Genomic DNA, 16327 nt, shown 5'->3' on the forward strand with positions numbered 1-16327 from the left:
ACCTCCGGGTGACCTTCGGCTATTGAAATTTTTTCGAGCGACAGCCATTGACGTGACATGTCTGCCATGCCTAACGTCCCCGCCATCCAGTTGAAACCTTTCACGACGCTGCGACGGCTCTCCGACTTCGCCGCGCCGGCGTCGTCGAGGAGCCACCCATGACCCACCCGTCCGACACGGGACCGGCCCCGGTGCTGGCGCTGAGGGACGTCGCCAAGTCCTTCGGTGCCGTTCGCGCCCTGCGGGGCGTCTCCCTCGAGCTGTTCGCCGGTGAGGTCCACGCCCTCGCCGGGGAGAACGGCGCGGGCAAGTCGACCCTGATCAAGACGCTTGCCGGGGTGCACCGTCCGGATGCCGGCCAGGTGCTGCTCGACGGTGAGCCCGTCCAGTTCCACGGGCCCGGAGACGCCCGCGACGCCGGGATCGCCGTGATCTACCAGGAGCCCATGCTCTTCCCCGACCTGTCGATCGCCGAGAACATCTTCATGGGCCGCCGGCCGAGGCGGGCACTCGGCCGTATCGACCACAAGGCCACCCGCGAGGCCACCGCCGCCCTGATGAAGCGCCTCGGCGTCGGCCTCGACCCCGACCGCCCCGCGCGCGGTCTGTCCATCGCCGACCAGCAGATCGTCGAGATCGCCAAGGCGCTGTCCTTCGACGCCCGGGTCCTGATCATGGACGAGCCCACCGCGGCCCTCACCGGCAGCGAGGTCGCCCGCCTCTTCGGCGTCGTGCGCACCCTGCGCGAACAGGGCGCGGCGGTGCTGTTCATCTCCCACCGGCTGGAGGAGATCTTCGAGATCTGCCAGAAGGTGACCACCCTGCGCGACGGCGCCTGGATCGCGAGTGAGCCGCTGGCCGGCATGACCGAGGACGACCTGGTCCGCCGGATGGTCGGCCGCGACCTCGACGAGCTCTACCCCAAGCAGCAGGTGGCGCCGGGCGAGGTGGCCCTGAGCGTCCGTCGGCTGACCCGCGAGGGCGTGTTCACGGATGTCTCCTTCGAGGTGCGGCGCGGCGAGATCGTCGGTCTCGCGGGGCTGGTGGGCGCCGGCCGTACCGAGGTGGCCCGCGCGGTGTTCGGCGTCGACCGCTGGGACGCCGGGGAGGTCGAGGTCTGCGGCCGGAAGCTGACCAAGGGCGCGCCGTCCACCGCGATGGCCGCCGGGCTCGCCCTCGTCCCCGAGGACCGGCGCGCCCAGGGCCTGGTGATGGACATGTCCATCGAGCGGAACATCGGCCTGACCGGGCTGCGGACGACCGTGCGGGCAGGGCTCGTGGACCGGGGTGCCGAGCGCAGCCGGTCGCTGGACTGGGCGGTGAAGCTCCAGGTGAAGTACGCCCGGATCGCCGACGCCGTCTCCACGCTCTCCGGCGGCAACCAGCAGAAGGTGGTCCTCGCCAAGTGGCTGGCCACCGCCCCCAAGGTGCTGATAGTCGACGAGCCCACCCGCGGCATCGACGTCGGCACCAAGGCGGAGGTGCACCGGCTGCTGTCCCAGCTCGCCGCCGAGGGGGTGGCGGTGCTGATGATCTCCTCGGACCTGCCGGAGATCCTCGGCATGGCCGACCGGGTGCTGGTGATGCACGAGGGCCGGCTCACCGCAGAGATCCCCCGTTCCGACGCCACCGAGGAAGCCGTGATGGCCGCAGCCACCGGGAGGGCCGCGTGAGCGACGCACGCATCGAAACGGCCTGCGCGCAGCGCAGCCGCCCGTGGGCGGTTGCGCGGGACGCAGGAACGGGGACGACGACCATGGCCGCAGCCATCAGGAGGGCCGTCGCATGACGGTGACCAGCCCCAACCCCACCCCCGTCGCCGAGGCGCCCCGCTCCGGCGGCACCCGTCTGGTCGACCGCGTCTTCAGGATGCGTGAACTCGCCATCCTGGCCGTCTTCCTGGTGATGATCGTGGTCACGCAGGCGGGCAACAGCCAGTTCCTGTCCGAGCAGGGCATCAAGGACCTGCTGCTGAACGCGACCATCCTGGTCCTGGTCGCCACCGGCCAGTCGCTGGTGGTCATCACCCGCAACGTCGACCTGTCCGTCGGCTCCACCCTCGGCATCAGCGCCTTCGCCGCCGGCACCTGTCTGCACGGCGGCGGCGACCCGGTCGTCGCGATCGTCCTCGCGGTGCTGCTCGGCATCGGCTTCGGCCTGGTCAACGGCTTGCTGGTCAGCCTCGGCCAGGTGCCCGCGCTGGTGGTCACCCTGGGCACGCTCTACATCATCCGCGGCATCGACTCCATCTGGGTCGGCTCCCGCCAGATCACCGCGGCCGACCTCCCCCCGGGCTTCGTCGACTTCGGCTCCGGCGGACTGTCCGCCGTGCCGTACCTGGCGCTCATCGCCCTCGCCGTGCTGGTCGCCACCGCGTACTACCTCAAGCACTTCGGCAGCGGCCGCGAGCTGTACGCCCTCGGCTCCAACCCGGAGGCCGCCCGTCTCGCCGGCATCCCGGTCCGCAGGCGCATCCTGCTCGCCTACACCTTCTGCGGCGCCCTCACGGGCCTCGCCGGGGCCATGTACCTGGCCCGGTTCGGCAACGTCGACTCCGGCACCGGCAACGGTTACGAACTCACCGTCGTCAGCGCGGTCGTCGTCGGCGGTGTCGTCTTCACCGGCGGCTCGGGCAGCGTGTACGGCGCCGCGCTCGGCGCCCTGCTGCTGACCTCCGTCAACAGCGTGCTGCCCGCACTCGGCGTCAGCTCCGTGTGGGTCCTCGCCATCAACGGCGTGCTGCTCCTGCTCGCCATCGCCGTCGACCGGATCGTCGCGCTGCGGGTGGCGGCCGCCCTGAAGGAGAACCCGGCCTCCGCGAAGTCCGCCGTACAGAAGGGGGAGGCTCGTGCCTGAGTCCCTGACCCGTGCCGTCCGCTGGGACACGGTCGTCGGCGCCCTGCTGATCGTCCTGCTCCTGCTGTCCTTCTGCTTCGTCGACGGCTTCGGCAACGCCCTCAACCTGTCGTTCCTGATCGGCAACACCCTGCCCATCGCACTGATCGCGCTGCCGATGACCCTGCTGGTCGTCTCCGGCGAGATCGACCTGTCGGTGGCCTCCACGGCCGGTCTGTCCGGCGCGGTCATGGGCAGGCTGTGGAACGAGGGCATGGCCATCGAGACGATCATCCCGCTGTGCCTGCTGCTCGGGGTGGTGTGCGGGCTGGTCAACGGCCTGCTGGTGACCCGGCTCGGACTGCCGTCGCTCGCCGTCACCATCGGCACCCTCGCCGCCTACCGGGGCATCGCCCAGATCGTCCTCGGCTCCGACGCGGTCACCGACTTCCCCACCCAGTACCTCGACTTCGCGGCCGGACGGATCGGGAACTCCTTCCTCCCGCAGGCCTTCCCGCCCTTCCTGGTGCTGCTCGCCGTCGCCGTCGTCGTCCTGCACGCCACCCCCTTCGGACGCTCGCTGTTCGCGATCGGCGCCAGTGAGGAGGCCGCGCGGTTCGCCGGGATCCGGGTCAAGCGGGCCAAGCTGCTGCTGTTCGCAGTCACCGGCTTCATGGCCTCCCTCACCGGCGTCTTCTGGGCCCTGCACTACGCCAGCGCCCGCTACGACAACGCCACCGGCCTCGAACTGTCCGTCGTCGCGGCCGTGTTGCTCGGCGGCATCGACTTCGACGGCGGCAAGGGCACGCTCGGCGGTGCCATCGCCGGTGTGTTCCTGCTGGGGGCGCTGCAGAACGTGATGAGCCTGCTGAACGTCTCCGCGCAGTCCCAGATCGTGGTCACCGGCGTGCTGCTCGTCGTCTCCGTGCTCGGCCCCCGGGTCGCACGGCAGGTCTCCGTCGCCAGGGCCGGCCGCAGAGCCGCCTCGGCGCCGGTGCCCGAGGCTCCCCCCACGCCTGTGGCATGACCCGTTCCTCCGCCCACCCCCGTAAAGGAAACCTCGCCATGCGCAAGTCGTCGATCCGCCGTGCCTGCGCGGCCCTCGCCGCCGCCACCTCCCTCGCACTCGCCCTGACCGCCTGCGGCGGCACCACCAAGAACGACGTGAAGAGCGACGGCGGCTCGGGCGCGGCGGCCGGCAAGGCCGACCCGAACGCGGCCACCAAGAAGGGCCTGACCGTCGGCTTCCTGCCCAAGCAGGTCAACAACCCCTATTTCACCTCCGCCGACAAAGGCGGCGAGCAGGCCCTCGCCGGCCTCGGCTCGAAGTACAAGGAGGTCGGCCCGTCCAGCGCCACCGACACCTCCGGCCAGGTCTCCTACGTCAACACGCTCACCCAGCAGCAGGTCGACGCGATGGCCGTCTCCGCGCAGGACCCCGGCGCCCTGTGCACCGCGCTGAAGCAAGCCATGAAGAACGGCATCAAGGTCGTCACCTACGACTCCGACACCACCGCCGACTGCCGCAACGCCTTCGTCTCGCAGGCAAGCGCCGAGGACCTGGGCCGTACCGAGGTGCAGCTGCTCGCGCAGCAGATCGGCTACAAGGGCCAGATCGCGATCCTGTCGGCCGCGCAGACCGCGACCAACCAGAACACCTGGATCGACTACATGAAGAAGGAGCTGGCGGACCCGAAGTACAAGAACGTCAAGCTGGTCAAGGTCGCCTACGGCAACGACGACGCCCAGCAGTCCTTCCAGCAGACCCAGGGCCTGCTCCAGCAGTACCCGGACCTGAAGGGGATCATCTCCCCGACCACCGTCGGCATCAAGGCGGCCGCCCAGTACCTGTCCGGCTCCAAGTACAAGGGCAAGGTCAGGCTGACCGGCCTCGGCACCCCGAACGACATGCGCAAGTACGTCAAGAACGGCACCGTCGACGCCTTCGAGCTGTGGGACCCGGCGAAGCTCGGCGACCTGGCCGCGCGGACCGCCGTGGCGCTGGCGTCGGGACAGATCACCGGCAAGGAGGGCGAGACGTTCAAGGCCGGCGGCACGACGTACACCATCGGCAAGGCCGGCGTGATCAACCTCGGCAAGCCGACCGTGTTCAACGCCAAGAACATCGACGACTTCGACTTCTGACCCGGGGGCGGTACTTCATGCAGCGCGTCTGTTTCCTGCTCACGGTCCGCGAGGACCGGATCACCGAGTACCGCGAACGCCACGCCGCCGTGTGGCCGGAGATGCGCGAGGCGCTCTCCGCCACCGGCTGGCACAACTACTCCCTCTTCCTGCGCGACGACGGCCTGCTCGTCGGCTACCTGGAGACCGAGGACTTCGGTGCCGCCCTGGCCGGCATGGAGGCCACCGAGGTCAACGCCCGCTGGCAGGCCGAGATGACCCCCTTCTTCGAGTCCCTCGACGGATCCCGCCCCGACGAGGCCATGAAGCCGCTCACCGAGGTCTTCCACCTCGCCTGACACCCCCTTCCCCGGAGCCGCTCATGAAATGCCGCACCGTGCTCGCCTCGGCCGTACTGGCCGCCGTGGCGACGCCGGGCATCGCACGGGCCGCCGGCCCCGGTCCCTCGGTCAGAAGGAGGAGCACGACCCTGCTCGACTCCCGGGCCGTCTACTTCGTCTCCTACGACGGCCTGGTCAACAACAACTCGTTCCAGAAGAACGGGCTGCTGACGTACAAGGGCCACCAGTACGCCGCCTGGTACACCGCCACCGGCAACGCGGTCGTCGCCCGCCGGGCCGCCGGCGGCGGCACCTGGTCGGCGGTCACCCTCGCGCACGTCCTCAAGGCGAGCGACTCGCACAACGTCATCTCCATGGGCGTCTCCCGGCTGGACGGCCGCCTGCACCTCGACATGGACTCCCACAGCGACGGCTTCTTCTACGTGAAGTCCGTCGCCGGCCTCCTCGACGACCCGGCGTCCACACCGTGGAGCCCGTCCGTCTTCGGCCCCGTCCAGACCTCCCTCGACGGCCTCGCGCTCACCTCGCAGTTCACCTACCCGCAGTTCGTCTCCACCCCGGAGGGCAGGCTCCAGCTCAGCTACCGGGCCGGCATCTCCGGCGACGGCCGCAACGCCCTGGCGGAGTACGACGGTTCGTCCTGGACGGCACTGGGGGAGTGGTCGGGCTCCACCGGCACCTACACCAGCTCGCACGGCTCCAGCACGGCCCGCAACATGTACCTGCACGGCATCGACTACGACGCCGGCGGCCGGCTGCACTCCTTCTTCACCTGGCGCGAGCAGAACGCCGCCGTGATGTGCGGCAGCGGCGGCATCACCAACCACGACACGGGCTACGTGTACTCCACCGACCGCGGCCGCACCTGGCGCAACGACGCGGGCACCCCCGTCGCCACCACGGGCACCCCGGACACCGTCTCCGTCACCGACCCGGGACTGGTCGTCGACCCCCTCGGCCCCGACCACTGCCTGATGAACCAGGAGAGCCAGTGGGCCGACTCCACCGGTCTGCCGCACGCGATCATCAGCTATGTCCCCGGCCGCTTCGGCCAGTGCACCACCGACTACGTCGCCGACCGCACCGCGAACGGCCGCGCGTTCCACCTCCGCAAGAACTCCTCCGGCGACTGGACCAAGACCGAGATCCCGGTCCCCCTGGAGTCCAGCCAGCGCACCAAGCTGGTCCTGGACAAGTACGACAACGCCTACGCGGTCTTCCCGTACGGCCGTATCGCCGGCGCCTCCAGGTCCTCCGGCTACACCGACTGGACCCTGCTCTTCGACGGCGGCGGCCTGGGCGCCTTCGGCGAGGTCGTGATCGACGAGATGCGCGCGAAGTCCGACGACGTGCTGTCGTTCATGTACCAGGAGAGGTCCACCGGTACGACGCCCTCGGCGCTGCGCGTCGTGGAGTTCTCCCTGCCTGCCTGAGCCGACCGTCACAGGGGGCGGTGACGGTAATGTGAGGATCCGCCCGCCGCCCCTCGTCATCCCTGGAGGTCTGAAATCCGATGGCCCAGTCGGTGGGTATCAAGGACGTCGCCCGCGCCGCCGGAGTGTCGGTGGGCACGGTGTCGAACGTCATCAACCGCCCGGACACGGTCGCCAGTGAGACGCGGGCGCGGGTGCAGTCCGCGATCGAGCGGCTCGGCTATGTCCGCAGCGAGTCCGCGCGGCAGCTGCGCGCGGGCCGCAGCCGGATCATGGGGCTGCTCGTGCTCGACATGGGCAACCCGTTCTTCGTGGACGTGGCCCGTGGCGCCGAGCGGGCGGCCCGTGAGGCGGGGCTCGGTGTGATGGTGTGCAACAGCGCCCAGAACGCCGCCGAAGAGGCCGACTACCTGGCGCTCTTCGCCGAGCAGCGGGTGCGGGGCGTGCTGCTGACCCCCGCCGACGCCACCGGCCGCAACATCGAGGCCTTCCGCCGGCACGGCATCCCGTTCGTGCTGGTCGACCGGGTCGCCGAGGGCACCAGCGAGTGCTCGGTGTCCGTGGACGACGTGGCCGGCGGTGCGCTGGCGGTCCGCCACCTGGTGGACGCCGGACACCGCTCCATCGCCTATGTCAGCGGACCGCCCGGCCTCAACCAGGTCCGCGACCGCCGTACCGGCGCCCTGAACGCCCTGGCCGAGGCGGGGCTCGGCCCCGAGGCGCTGCGCGAGCTGCCCACCGAACGCCTCGACGTGGCCGCGGGCCGCGACGCCGGTGCCCGCCTGCTGGGCCTCGCGGACCGCCCCACCGCCGTGTTCTGCGCCAACGATCTGCTCGCCCTCGGCGTGCTGCAGGCCATGTACGCGGCCGGTGTCACCGTCCCCGACGACCTGGCGATCGTCGGCTACGACGACATCGAGTTCGCGGCGGCCGCCGCCGTACCGCTGACCTCCGTACGGCAGCCCGCCGTCACGATGGGCTCCCTCGCCGCCGAGCTGCTGCTGGAGGAGACCGAGCAGGGGGAGGGCGAGCGGACCCACGAGCACCGCAGGGTGGTGCTCCAGCCGGAGCTGGTGGTGCGCCGCTCCAGCCTCGCCGCACGCTGAGCACCGCGGGCCGGGCGCTGACCGGAAATTCAGTAACAATCCATGATCCCTGGGCTCTGCGCGGGTCCGGTCATGTGCTGAACTGGGACCCGTCCGTACCGTCCGTCCCGGGAGACCCGTTGAGCCTCAGCTACCGCCAGCCCGGTGTCATCCTCACCGACCGCCGTTTCACCGTGCCCCTCGACCACGCCGCCCCGGACGGGGAGACGATCGAGCTGTACGCCCGTGAGGTGGTCGCGAGCGACAGGGCCGGGCAGGAGCTGCCGTGGCTGCTGTATCTCCAGGGTGGTCCCGGCTTCGGGGCGAATCGTTTCGTCGGACGTCAGTCCTGGCTCGACCGGGCGCTGAAGGACTACCGCGTGCTGCTGCTCGACCAGCGCGGCACCGGCGGCTCCACCCCGGCCTCCCGGCAGACGCTCCCGCTGCGCGGCGGCCCCGCCGAGCAGGCCGACTACCTCACCCGTTTCCGCGCCGACTCCATCGTCCGGGACTGCGAGGCCATCCGCCCGCAGGTCACCGGCGGCGCCCCCTGGACCGTGCTCGGCCAGAGCTTCGGCGGCTTCTGCACGGTGTCGTACCTCTCCCTCGCCCCCGAGGGCCTGGACACCGCCGTCATCACCGGAGGCCTGCCCTCCCTGCACGCCCACGCCGACGCCGTCTACCGCGCGGCCTACCCGCGCATCGAACGCAAGGTCACCGCGCACTACGCCCGCTACCCCCAGGACGTCGAGCGGGCCCGCCGTATCGCCGACCACCTGCTGACCCACGATGTGACCCTCCCGAACGGCTACCGCTTCACCGTCGAGGCCTTCCAGTCCCTCGGGCTGATGCTCGGCACCAGCGAGGGCAGCCACCGGCTGCACCACCTCCTGGAGGACGCCTTCGTGCGCACACCGGTCGGCCTGGAACTGTCCGACGCCTTCCAGGAACAGGCCCAGTCCCTGCTGTCGTACGCCGCCCACCCCCTCTACGCGCTCGTCCACGAGTCGATCTACGGCCAGGACGCCCGGCCCACGGCCTGGTCCGCCGAGCGTGTCCGCGCCGAGTTCCCGCAGTTCGACGCGGCCAAGGCCCTCGCCGGTGACACCCCGGTGCTGTTCACCGGCGAGACGGTCCACCCCTGGATGTTCGAGGCGGACCCGGCCCTGCGCCCGCTGCGCGAGACGGCCGACCTGCTCGCCGCCCGCACCGACTGGCAGCCCCTGTACGACCCCGCCCGCCTCGCCGCCAACGAGGTCCCGGTCGTGGCGGCCGTCTACCACGACGACATGTACGTCGACACCGCACACTCGCTGGAGACCGCCCGCGCGATCCGCGGCCTGCGCACCTGGGTCACCGACGAGTTCGAACACGACGGCCTGCGCACGGGCGCACCGCGGGTACTGGACCGCCTGCTGGCGATGGCAAGAGACGAGGTGTGAGGAGCGCCCCGAAGGGGCGCGGGGCTGTGCCGAGCTGCGGCAACCGCCGCGTGGGCGCGACAAGCCACGACGGGCCCGGCCGGCCGACGCCCCATGGGGGCACCCACCCATCGCGGCCCCCGGCGGAGCGTACTGTGCGGCCCATGACCGAGCCCCGGAGCACTCGACTCCAGCCGATGCCCGACGACTGGCAGCGCGCCCTGGCCGTGGTGGCGCACCCGACGACCTCGAATACGGCTGCGCCGGGGCCGTCGCGGCCTGGACCGACGGCGGCCGCGAGGTCGGCTATGTGCCGGCGACCCGCGGCGAGGCCGGCATCGACACCCTCGACCCCGCCACGTGCGGCCCGCTGCGCGAGCGCGAGCAGCGGGCCGGTGCCGCCGTCGTCGGCGTCACCACCGTGGAGTTCCTCGACCACCGGGACGGTGTGATCGAGTACGGCCCCGCGCTGCGCCGGGACATCGCCGCCGCGATCCGCCGGCACCGGCCCGAACTCGTCCTCAGCCTCAACCACCGCGACACCTGGGGCGAGGCCGCCTGGAACACACCGGACCACGTCGCCGTGGGCCGGGCCACCCTGGACGCCGTCGCGGACGCCGGCAACCGGTGGATCTTCCCGGAACTCACCGAGCAGGGCCTCGAACCCTGGGACGGTGTCCGCTGGGTGGCGGTCGCCGGCTCCAGCCGGCCCACCCACGCGGTCGACGCGGGGCCCGGCCTGGAGCGGGCGGTGCGCTCGCTGGTCGAACACCGCACCTACGTCGAGGCGTTGACCGACGAGGACCCGGAAACGTATGCCCGCACCTTCCTGACCACCAGCGCCAGGACCACCGGTGAACGCTTCGGCGGCACACCGGCGGTGGCCTTCGAGGTGTTCGGACGATGAGTTCTACCTGCGAGGCCTGCACACCTCGGTGCTGGGGGACCGCTCGCCCTGCGGCGTGTACGTGATGCTCTTGGCGTCCGTGTTGAAGCGCAGCTGCACGGTGCCGTCGTCGTAGGCCCCGCCGGGCGACAGGATCCGCTGGACGACATGGCCGGTGCCGGCCACGACGATCGCGCGTTGCCGGTAGAGCAGCACGAACGTGGTGTCGACGCGCGTGAGACAGATCGGGAGTCCGGCGCTGGACGCCGGTATGGGTTCGCCGACCTTGAAGGACGGTGACGGCGACGGACTCGCGGCGGCCGTGGACGGGGCGGCGCCGAACAGGAGCTGGACGGTGAGCGCGGCACCGCTCAGCGCGGCGACAAGGGCAAAGTGGGGCCTGGCGGTCATGAGCGACTCCTTTGCCGGAACGTCTGAGTACCGGAAGGTCTCCATCCACGACTGAAGGCCCTCCGGTACGGGCAGGCGATCTCACGTGGGCCGAACGGGTGAATACGGGCTCGTCCGGTGGTCCTGACCCGTGCACCGGTGGCGGTGGCGTGGCAGGGGAGCGATCATGCGCCACGCGGTCCGCGGTGGCGTCGGGACCCGGCTGCCCGCGTCAGTCACCCGCCCGGTGCACCGGACAACCGGCGGCTGATCGAGCGATCCACTGGGGGTACCGGGACACGGCGTCGTGCGCCTGCGGGCCCGTCGTGGCCGCTCGCGCCTCCGCGGCGGCGGCCGCGCGGCCGTCATCGCCGCGCGCCCCTTCGGGGTGCTTGCACCGCTCCAAGCCCAGTCGCAGCCCCTCCGGCATCACCGTCAGCCGTTCGGTCACGGTCAGCCGGTAGGCCGGGTCGGGCAGCAGGTCGTAGCGGCGCAGCAGGAGGCCGAGGACCAGGGTGGCCTCGTGCAGGGCGAACTGGCGGCCGATGCAGGCCCGCGCCCCGGTGCCGAACGGTTTGAAGGTGTGCGGGGGACGAGACCGTACGGCCGCCGCCTCGAAGCGGTCCGGGTCGAAGCGCTCGGCCCCCTCGCCCCAGACCTCCGGGTCGCGGTGCAGCATCGGGGTCAGCACCAGTGCCCACGCGCCCCGGAGCATCGGGTGGTCGTCGGCGAGCACGGTGTCCTGCCGGGCCTCCCGGGCGAAGGCCGGGGCGGTCGGCCACAGCCGCAGGGACTCGTCCAGCACCCGGCGGACATAGCGCAGCTTGGCCACCTGGTCGTAGCCGGGCCGTGCGTCCTCGCCCCAGACGCGGTCCACCTCGGCGCGGGCCCGGGCGGCGATCTCCGGGTGCCGGGCGAGGTAGTACAGGGCGAAGGAGAGCGCGCCGGAGGTGGTCTCGTGGCCCGCGACCAGGAATGTGATCACCTGCCTGCGGACGTTCTCCGCCGACAGCCTCTCGCCCGTCTCCGGATGCGCCGTCTCCAGCATCCGGTCCAGCAGGTCGCCGTCCCCGCGGCCCGACCGGCGCCGCTGCGCGACCAGGTCGTCGACCGTCCTGTTCAGGAGGGCCATGTCGGCCGCGTTGCGCCGGGCGGCGGTGCGCAGCAGCAGCGGGGCCAGCGGTCCGGGCACGCTGTTGAGGCGCTGGGCGTAGGTGAGCGTGCCGACCATCGCGGTGACGAAGGGATGCGGGCGGTCCCGCTCGAAGGAGCCGAAGTCGTGCCCGAACCCGGTGCGCGCGATCGTCTCCAGGGTCAGTTTGGTCATGTCCCCGGGCACGTCCACCGTGCGCCCGGCCGCCGCCTCACGGTCCCAGTGAGCGGTCAGGCGCTCCGCGACCGCCAGCATCATCCCGTGGTAGCCCTCCATGGCCTCCCGGCTGAAGCCGGGCGCCAGGACGTCGTGCGCCAGCTGCCAGTTGGGCTCGTGGTTGTAGGCGGTGAACAGGCCGTCCCCGGCGACCGGCCGCAGATTGGCCACGCCGAGACCGACGTGCTTGGCGAACCGGGACTCGTCGGCCAGGTCGGCGGCCGGCCGCGCGCCCCACACGAACACGAACTCCTTGCCGAAGGCCCGCCGCCGGAAGATCGGCCCCAGGTCGCGCGCGAAGCGCATGGAGTCCTGCACCGGCTTGCGCCGGTCGGCGCCGAGCACATCGCCGAGCAACGGCACCCGGTGCGGCGGATGCGGGATCCGGTGCAGCTCGGGCCAGCCCAGTTCGGCGCTCCGGAAACCCTTCGGCAGCCGTGTCTCCGTCGTCTGCGTCCCCTGCGTCGTCTCCGCCATGACGCCGATCTCCCTTGATCCAGCGGACCGTTGAACCTGCGAGGTGAAGCTGTGCGCGCGCCGTGTTGTACGTGGGTTCAATAACCGGTTTCAGTCTGGTCCGCTTGTTGAACCCGCGTCAAGTAAAGTGACGCCATGCCCGCGAACCAGGGGGAGCGCGCCCGGCGCAGACTCAGCACCCAGGAACGGCGTGAGCAGCTGCTGTCGGTCGGCGCGAAGCTGTTCTCGGAGAGCCCCTACGACGACGTGTGGATCGAGCAGGTCGCCGAGATCGCGGGGGTCTCCCGCGGGCTGCTGTACCACTACTTCCCGACCAAGCGGGACTTCTTCGCGGCGGTCGTCGAGCGCGAGAGCGAGCGGATGCTGCGCATGACGGCGGCCGTGCCCGGCCTGCCGGTGCGCGAGCAGCTCACCGCCGGGCTCGACACCTACCTCGGTTACGTCCAGGCCCACGCCCACGGCTTCCGCGCCTTCCACCGCGCCGACGCGGCCGGCGACCAGGCCGTCCGCCGGGTCTACCAGCGGGCCCTGGCCGCCCAGGAGCAGCAGATCCTCGCCGCGCTCGCCGCCGACCCCGAGTTCGGCCCCGTCTTCGAGAGCGCCCCGCACGTCCGCCTGGCCGTGCGCGGCTGGCTCGCCTTCACCACCGCCGTCTGTCTGGAGTGGCTGCGCGACGGCGAGTTGACCCGGGAGCAGGTGCGCGACCTGTGCGCGCGGGCGCTGCTGGGTGTCATCACCTGACCCTGGCCGATCCTTTCCGCCGGTGGGTGCGGTTGGCGCACGCCCGGATCTCCGATAGGTTAGGCAAGGCTTACCTAAGGAGGTCTCGGATGGGTGACACGCAGGACTGGACGGCCGCACCCGGCGCGGCGGAACGGGCTCGGTCGGTGCTGGCCGCCGCCTGGTCGTGCGCGGTGACCGCGGACGGCGCCCGTGAGGAGTACGTCGGCGCGCACACCGTGACCGACGACGGCGCCGTGCGGCTGACGGCGCCCGACGACAGCGCCCTGCTGACCGCGGCCATCTGCGCCCCACGCCAGGAACCCTCCGCCGTGCTCGAGTTCGCCGACGTGGCCCCCGTACCGGTGCGCGGCCGGATCCGGGCCCGGCTCCACCTCGCCGGCTGGTTCGCCGCGGACCGCGGCGCCCTGCTGTTCCGGCCCACGCGCGTGGTGCTGCGGCGGTCCTCCGGGGCCGTGGTGGTCGACCTGGGCGAGTACGCCGCCGCCCGGCCCGACCCGCTCGCCGAGGCCGAGGCCCGGCTGCTGACCCACCTCGCCGACGCCCACCCGGACGCCGTCGAGCGGCTGACCCGCCTGGTGCGGCCGGAGAGCCTGCACGCCGCGACCCGGGTGCTGCCCCTCGCCGTCGACCGCCACGGACTGACCCTGCGCATCGAGCGCACCCACGCCCACGGCGACGTACGGCTGCCCTTCCACGCGCCCGCCGACGACGTCGGCCAGCTCACCGAGCGCATGCACGCCCTGCTGGCCCAGGCCACCGCCGCCGCCTGTCCCCGCGCGCTACAGCGGCAGCGCGCAGACGGCGACGGGTGAGGCGAACGGCTCGCCGGCCGACCGGAGTTCACCGCTGCCCGCGTCGACGTGGAAGACGGTGACCGTCCCCGAGCGCTGGTTCGCCGCGAACAGCAGCCCGCCGTCCGGCGAGAGAGCGATCTGCCGCGGGAAGTCCCCGCCCACCGGGGCCGTGCCGAGCAGCCGCAGCCGGGCACCGTCGGCCTCGATCGCATACCGCGCGAGGCTGTTGTCACCCCGGTTGGCCAGGAACGCGTACCCGCCGTTCGCCGTCACGACGAACTGCGCCGGGTAGTTGGTGCCGCCGCCGGAGCCCGTGGACTGCGGCTCGCCGATGGTCAGCCGGCCGGAGGCCGGGTCATAGCCGCAGACGGTGACCGTGTCGTCCACCTCGTTGGCCAGATAGGCGTACCGGCCGCCCGGGTGGAAGGTCAGATGGCGCGGTCCGGCCCCGGGCCGGGCGTGCGCCTGCGCCACCTCCGTCAGCGTGCCGTTCGCCTGGTCGAGGCGGTAGCTGTAGACGGTGTCGGTGCCGAGGTCGACCGCGAGGACATGGCCGCCGTCGGGGCTGGTGGTGAACTGGTGTGCGTGCGGGCCCTGTTGACCGGGCCCGGGAGGCGGGGTGGTGTGCGTGACGACGTCGGTGCGCTCGCCCAGGGCGCCCGAGGCGTCGATGGGATGCACGGCGACACTGCCCGACCCGTAGTCGGCGCTCAGCAGCCAGCGTCCGGAGGGATGCACCGACAGATGACAGGGGCCCGCGCCGCCCGCACCGCGGGCGCCGAGAACCCGCCGGTCGGCGAGGCGTACGGCCGTCACGCCGCCGTCCTGGCGCTCGTCCACCGCGTACAGCGTGCGGCCGTCCGGGTGCACGGCGAGGTACGACGGGTCGGGGACGCCGGTGAGCGTGCCGGAGCCGCTGATCCGGCCGGTCGCCGGGTCGTAGGAGGCCAGCCCGATGCCGGTGCCGCCGCCGTCGACCGAGGTGTAGGTGCCCACGTACAGCGGACGCGGACCGGAGGGCCCACGGGCCGGCACGGCGGGCCCGGGATCGTCCGCCGCGGCCGGGCCGCCGGCCCGCAGGGCCGCCGGGGACGGCACCGCCACCACGGCCGCCGTACCCGCCACGGCTCCGACGAACCGGCGCCGGCTCCAGCGTCCGTTCACCGGCACCGGCTCGTCGTCCGTGTCCACGCAGCACCTCAGGTGGTCGCTCGCCCCGGTCGTGACAGCCACCTTGGCCCCTGATGACCGCGAAGGGCAAGCACGGCAACGGGTGTTGCGTGCCATGCAACGCTGCTTACCACTCGCCGTCCTCGACCGGCTTGCCCGGCGCGTCCTTCAGCGGGGTCACCTGATCGGCGGACGGCGCCTGCCACGGGTCCAGGTCGTCCCCGAGCCACTCGCCGACCGGCTTGACGGCGCCGAGAGTGTCCGTCGGGGCCAGATCCTGGGCATCGGCGTCGTAGTAGTCGTACCAGGGCAGGCCCGCCCGGGTGTACGCCGCCCGGTCGACCGGCGACGGCGGGGGCGCCTCGCCGGTGATGCGCCGCCACTCCGGCGGCGTGACCAGGTGCACGAACACGCGCCCGGCGGGCTCCTCGGACCAGTCCGTCAGTGGCCGCTCGTCCCGGTACACCTCCTGGCGCATCGAGCCGCCGACGCCGAGGCCCATGGCGGCGCCCCGGGGCGCCCCGCCCGGGGCCGCGGGAGACGGCATCGCCCCGGGCGCGGACGCCATCATCGGCGCCCCGTACCCGCCCGTCGGCGCAGCCGCCAGGGCCCTGCGCCGCGCCTCCTCCCGCTCCCGCTCACGGCGCCGCCACTCGGACAGCAGCGGCTCCCGCAGCGGGAAGGACTGCAGCTGTACCCCGCCCCACACCTCCTCGCCGGTGACCTGCCCCTCCACCGTCGCGCCGAGACCGAGCGGCACGGCGACGAACTGGCGGACGGTGCCCTTGCCGGAGTTCACGCCGTCCAGCCAGGGCTGGCGGGGCAGTACGACGTAGTTCTGCGGGTCCCGGGCGAGCCGGTCGCTCCAGGGCCGGCCGGACACCGCGCACACCTTGCCGACCCCGACCTGGAGCGCCGCGGGCTCCGTCGTGCCGGAGAAGCTCAGCCACATCGCCTCGCGCAGATACACCGGCAGCATCACCCCACCGCGCGCCCGCCACTCGGCCGGGACGGTGTCCGGATGGTCCGAGACCCGCCGGACGGGGAACTCGCCCAGCCCGGGCGGCAGCGGATGCGTGCCCGTCTCCGGCAGCCGCAGTGTGCGGATGAACCGCACCGCCACCCCGCCGGGCAACCGCAGTGTGTTCCCTTCGATCCGCACCCCGGAACCGGCCATCCGGTCGCCCCCTCGCATCCGTGCCGGGCTCCCGGCACCCTTCGCGCCGCGCCCTGCCCG

The 16327-nt window shown here is 72.3% G+C and carries 14 protein-coding genes and 1 pseudogene; 11 read left to right on the plus strand and 4 right to left on the minus strand.

The annotated features are described in order from the left end of the window. Positions 1-158: 158 nt before the first annotated feature. From ACWDEN_RS07560 to ACWDEN_RS07600, 9 genes and pseudogenes are all read left to right on the plus strand, one after another. Entirely contained in the window at positions 159-1673 is a 1515-nt protein-coding gene (locus ACWDEN_RS07560; RefSeq protein ID WP_450857852.1) for a sugar ABC transporter ATP-binding protein, read from the plus strand. A gap of 112 nt (positions 1674-1785) precedes the next feature. Then, positions 1786-2856, plus strand: coding sequence for an ABC transporter permease (locus ACWDEN_RS07565; protein WP_450857854.1), 1071 nt, complete (start codon positions 1786-1788; stop codon positions 2854-2856). Further along, positions 2849-3862, plus strand: a complete 1014-nt coding sequence (locus ACWDEN_RS07570; protein WP_351605644.1) for an ABC transporter permease — start codon at positions 2849-2851, stop codon at positions 3860-3862. Before ACWDEN_RS07565 ends, ACWDEN_RS07570 begins: the two co-directional genes overlap by 8 nt. A gap of 38 nt (positions 3863-3900) precedes the next feature. Beyond that, entirely contained in the window at positions 3901-4980 is a 1080-nt protein-coding gene (rhaS, locus tag ACWDEN_RS07575; RefSeq protein ID WP_450858006.1) for a rhamnose ABC transporter substrate-binding protein, read from the plus strand. Between the two features lie 17 nt (positions 4981-4997). Beyond that, complete coding sequence (locus tag ACWDEN_RS07580; protein ID WP_450857856.1) at positions 4998-5318, plus strand: L-rhamnose mutarotase; 321 nt, start codon at positions 4998-5000, stop codon at positions 5316-5318. A 23-nt stretch (positions 5319-5341) separates the two neighbouring features. Next, on the plus strand, positions 5342-6754 hold the full coding sequence (locus ACWDEN_RS07585; protein WP_351605653.1) for a BNR repeat-containing protein: 1413 nt from the start codon (positions 5342-5344) through the stop codon (positions 6752-6754). Positions 6755-6834: 80 nt separating this feature from the next. After that, positions 6835-7860 carry a LacI family DNA-binding transcriptional regulator gene (locus ACWDEN_RS07590; protein WP_450857858.1) on the plus strand — a complete coding sequence of 342 codons (1026 nt, stop codon included), beginning with the start codon at positions 6835-6837 and terminating at the stop codon, positions 7858-7860. Positions 7861-7979: 119 nt separating this feature from the next. Next, positions 7980-9281: an alpha/beta fold hydrolase gene (locus ACWDEN_RS07595; protein ID WP_450857860.1), complete on the plus strand. Its 1302-nt coding sequence runs from the start codon at positions 7980-7982 to the stop codon at positions 9279-9281. A gap of 143 nt (positions 9282-9424) precedes the next feature. Then, positions 9425-10167 (plus strand): annotated as a pseudogene (locus ACWDEN_RS07600) (PIG-L deacetylase family protein). 3 nt (positions 10168-10170) lie between these two features. On the opposite strand, the gene ACWDEN_RS07605 reads toward ACWDEN_RS07600, so the two are convergent. Both ACWDEN_RS07605 and ACWDEN_RS07610 read right to left on the minus strand, forming a co-directional pair. Next, a complete protein-coding gene (locus ACWDEN_RS07605) occupies positions 10171-10557 on the minus strand; it encodes a hypothetical protein (protein ID WP_450857862.1) in 387 nt (128 codons plus the stop codon). A gap of 211 nt (positions 10558-10768) precedes the next feature. Then, positions 10769-12382 (minus strand): cytochrome P450, encoded by a 1614-nt coding sequence (locus tag ACWDEN_RS07610; RefSeq protein WP_450857864.1) that lies wholly within the window; start codon positions 12380-12382, stop codon positions 10769-10771. 135 nt (positions 12383-12517) lie between these two features. On the opposite strand from ACWDEN_RS07610, the gene ACWDEN_RS07615 reads away from it, so the two are divergent. Then, positions 12518-13123, plus strand: a complete 606-nt coding sequence (locus ACWDEN_RS07615; protein ID WP_351605666.1) for a TetR/AcrR family transcriptional regulator — start codon at positions 12518-12520, stop codon at positions 13121-13123. An 89-nt stretch (positions 13124-13212) separates the two neighbouring features. Then, positions 13213-13938 (plus strand): DUF2470 domain-containing protein, encoded by a 726-nt coding sequence (locus ACWDEN_RS07620; RefSeq protein WP_450857866.1) that lies wholly within the window; start codon positions 13213-13215, stop codon positions 13936-13938. Here the strand turns inward: ACWDEN_RS07620 and ACWDEN_RS07625 are convergent. Together ACWDEN_RS07625 and ACWDEN_RS07630 are read right to left on the minus strand one after the other, a co-directional pair. Then, positions 13906-15045: a lactonase family protein gene (locus ACWDEN_RS07625; RefSeq protein ID WP_450858008.1), complete on the minus strand. Its 1140-nt coding sequence runs from the start codon at positions 15043-15045 to the stop codon at positions 13906-13908. The genes ACWDEN_RS07620 and ACWDEN_RS07625 overlap by 33 nt on opposite strands. 172 nt (positions 15046-15217) lie before the next feature. After that, the gene (locus tag ACWDEN_RS07630; RefSeq protein ID WP_450857868.1) at positions 15218-16267 is read right to left on the minus strand and encodes a hypothetical protein; all 1050 of its coding nucleotides are present in this window, start codon (positions 16265-16267) and stop codon (positions 15218-15220) included. Positions 16268-16327: the final 60 nt, after the last annotated feature.

The organism is Streptomyces sp. NPDC001153 (assembly GCF_053598315.1).

What these genes read in the sequence shown, in the direction of transcription:
- ACWDEN_RS07560 (WP_450857852.1), top strand. Translation starts at nt 159, where the DNA reads ATGACCCACCCGTCCGACACGGGACCGGCCCCGGTGCTGGCGCTGAGG.
- ACWDEN_RS07565 (WP_450857854.1), top strand. Translation starts at nt 1,786, where the DNA reads ATGACGGTGACCAGCCCCAACCCCACCCCCGTCGCCGAGGCGCCCCGC.
- rhaS (WP_450858006.1), top strand. Translation starts at nt 3,901, where the DNA reads ATGCGCAAGTCGTCGATCCGCCGTGCCTGCGCGGCCCTCGCCGCCGCC.
- ACWDEN_RS07580 (WP_450857856.1), top strand. Translation starts at nt 4,998, where the DNA reads ATGCAGCGCGTCTGTTTCCTGCTCACGGTCCGCGAGGACCGGATCACC.
- ACWDEN_RS07585 (WP_351605653.1), top strand. Translation starts at nt 5,342, where the DNA reads ATGAAATGCCGCACCGTGCTCGCCTCGGCCGTACTGGCCGCCGTGGCG.
- ACWDEN_RS07590 (WP_450857858.1), top strand. Translation starts at nt 6,835, where the DNA reads ATGGCCCAGTCGGTGGGTATCAAGGACGTCGCCCGCGCCGCCGGAGTG.
- ACWDEN_RS07605 (WP_450857862.1), bottom strand. Translation starts at nt 10,557, where the DNA reads ATGACCGCCAGGCCCCACTTTGCCCTTGTCGCCGCGCTGAGCGGTGCC.
- ACWDEN_RS07610 (WP_450857864.1), bottom strand. Translation starts at nt 12,382, where the DNA reads ATGGCGGAGACGACGCAGGGGACGCAGACGACGGAGACACGGCTGCCG.
- ACWDEN_RS07615 (WP_351605666.1), top strand. Translation starts at nt 12,518, where the DNA reads ATGCCCGCGAACCAGGGGGAGCGCGCCCGGCGCAGACTCAGCACCCAG.
- ACWDEN_RS07620 (WP_450857866.1), top strand. Translation starts at nt 13,213, where the DNA reads ATGGGTGACACGCAGGACTGGACGGCCGCACCCGGCGCGGCGGAACGG.
- ACWDEN_RS07630 (WP_450857868.1), bottom strand. Translation starts at nt 16,267, where the DNA reads ATGGCCGGTTCCGGGGTGCGGATCGAAGGGAACACACTGCGGTTGCCC.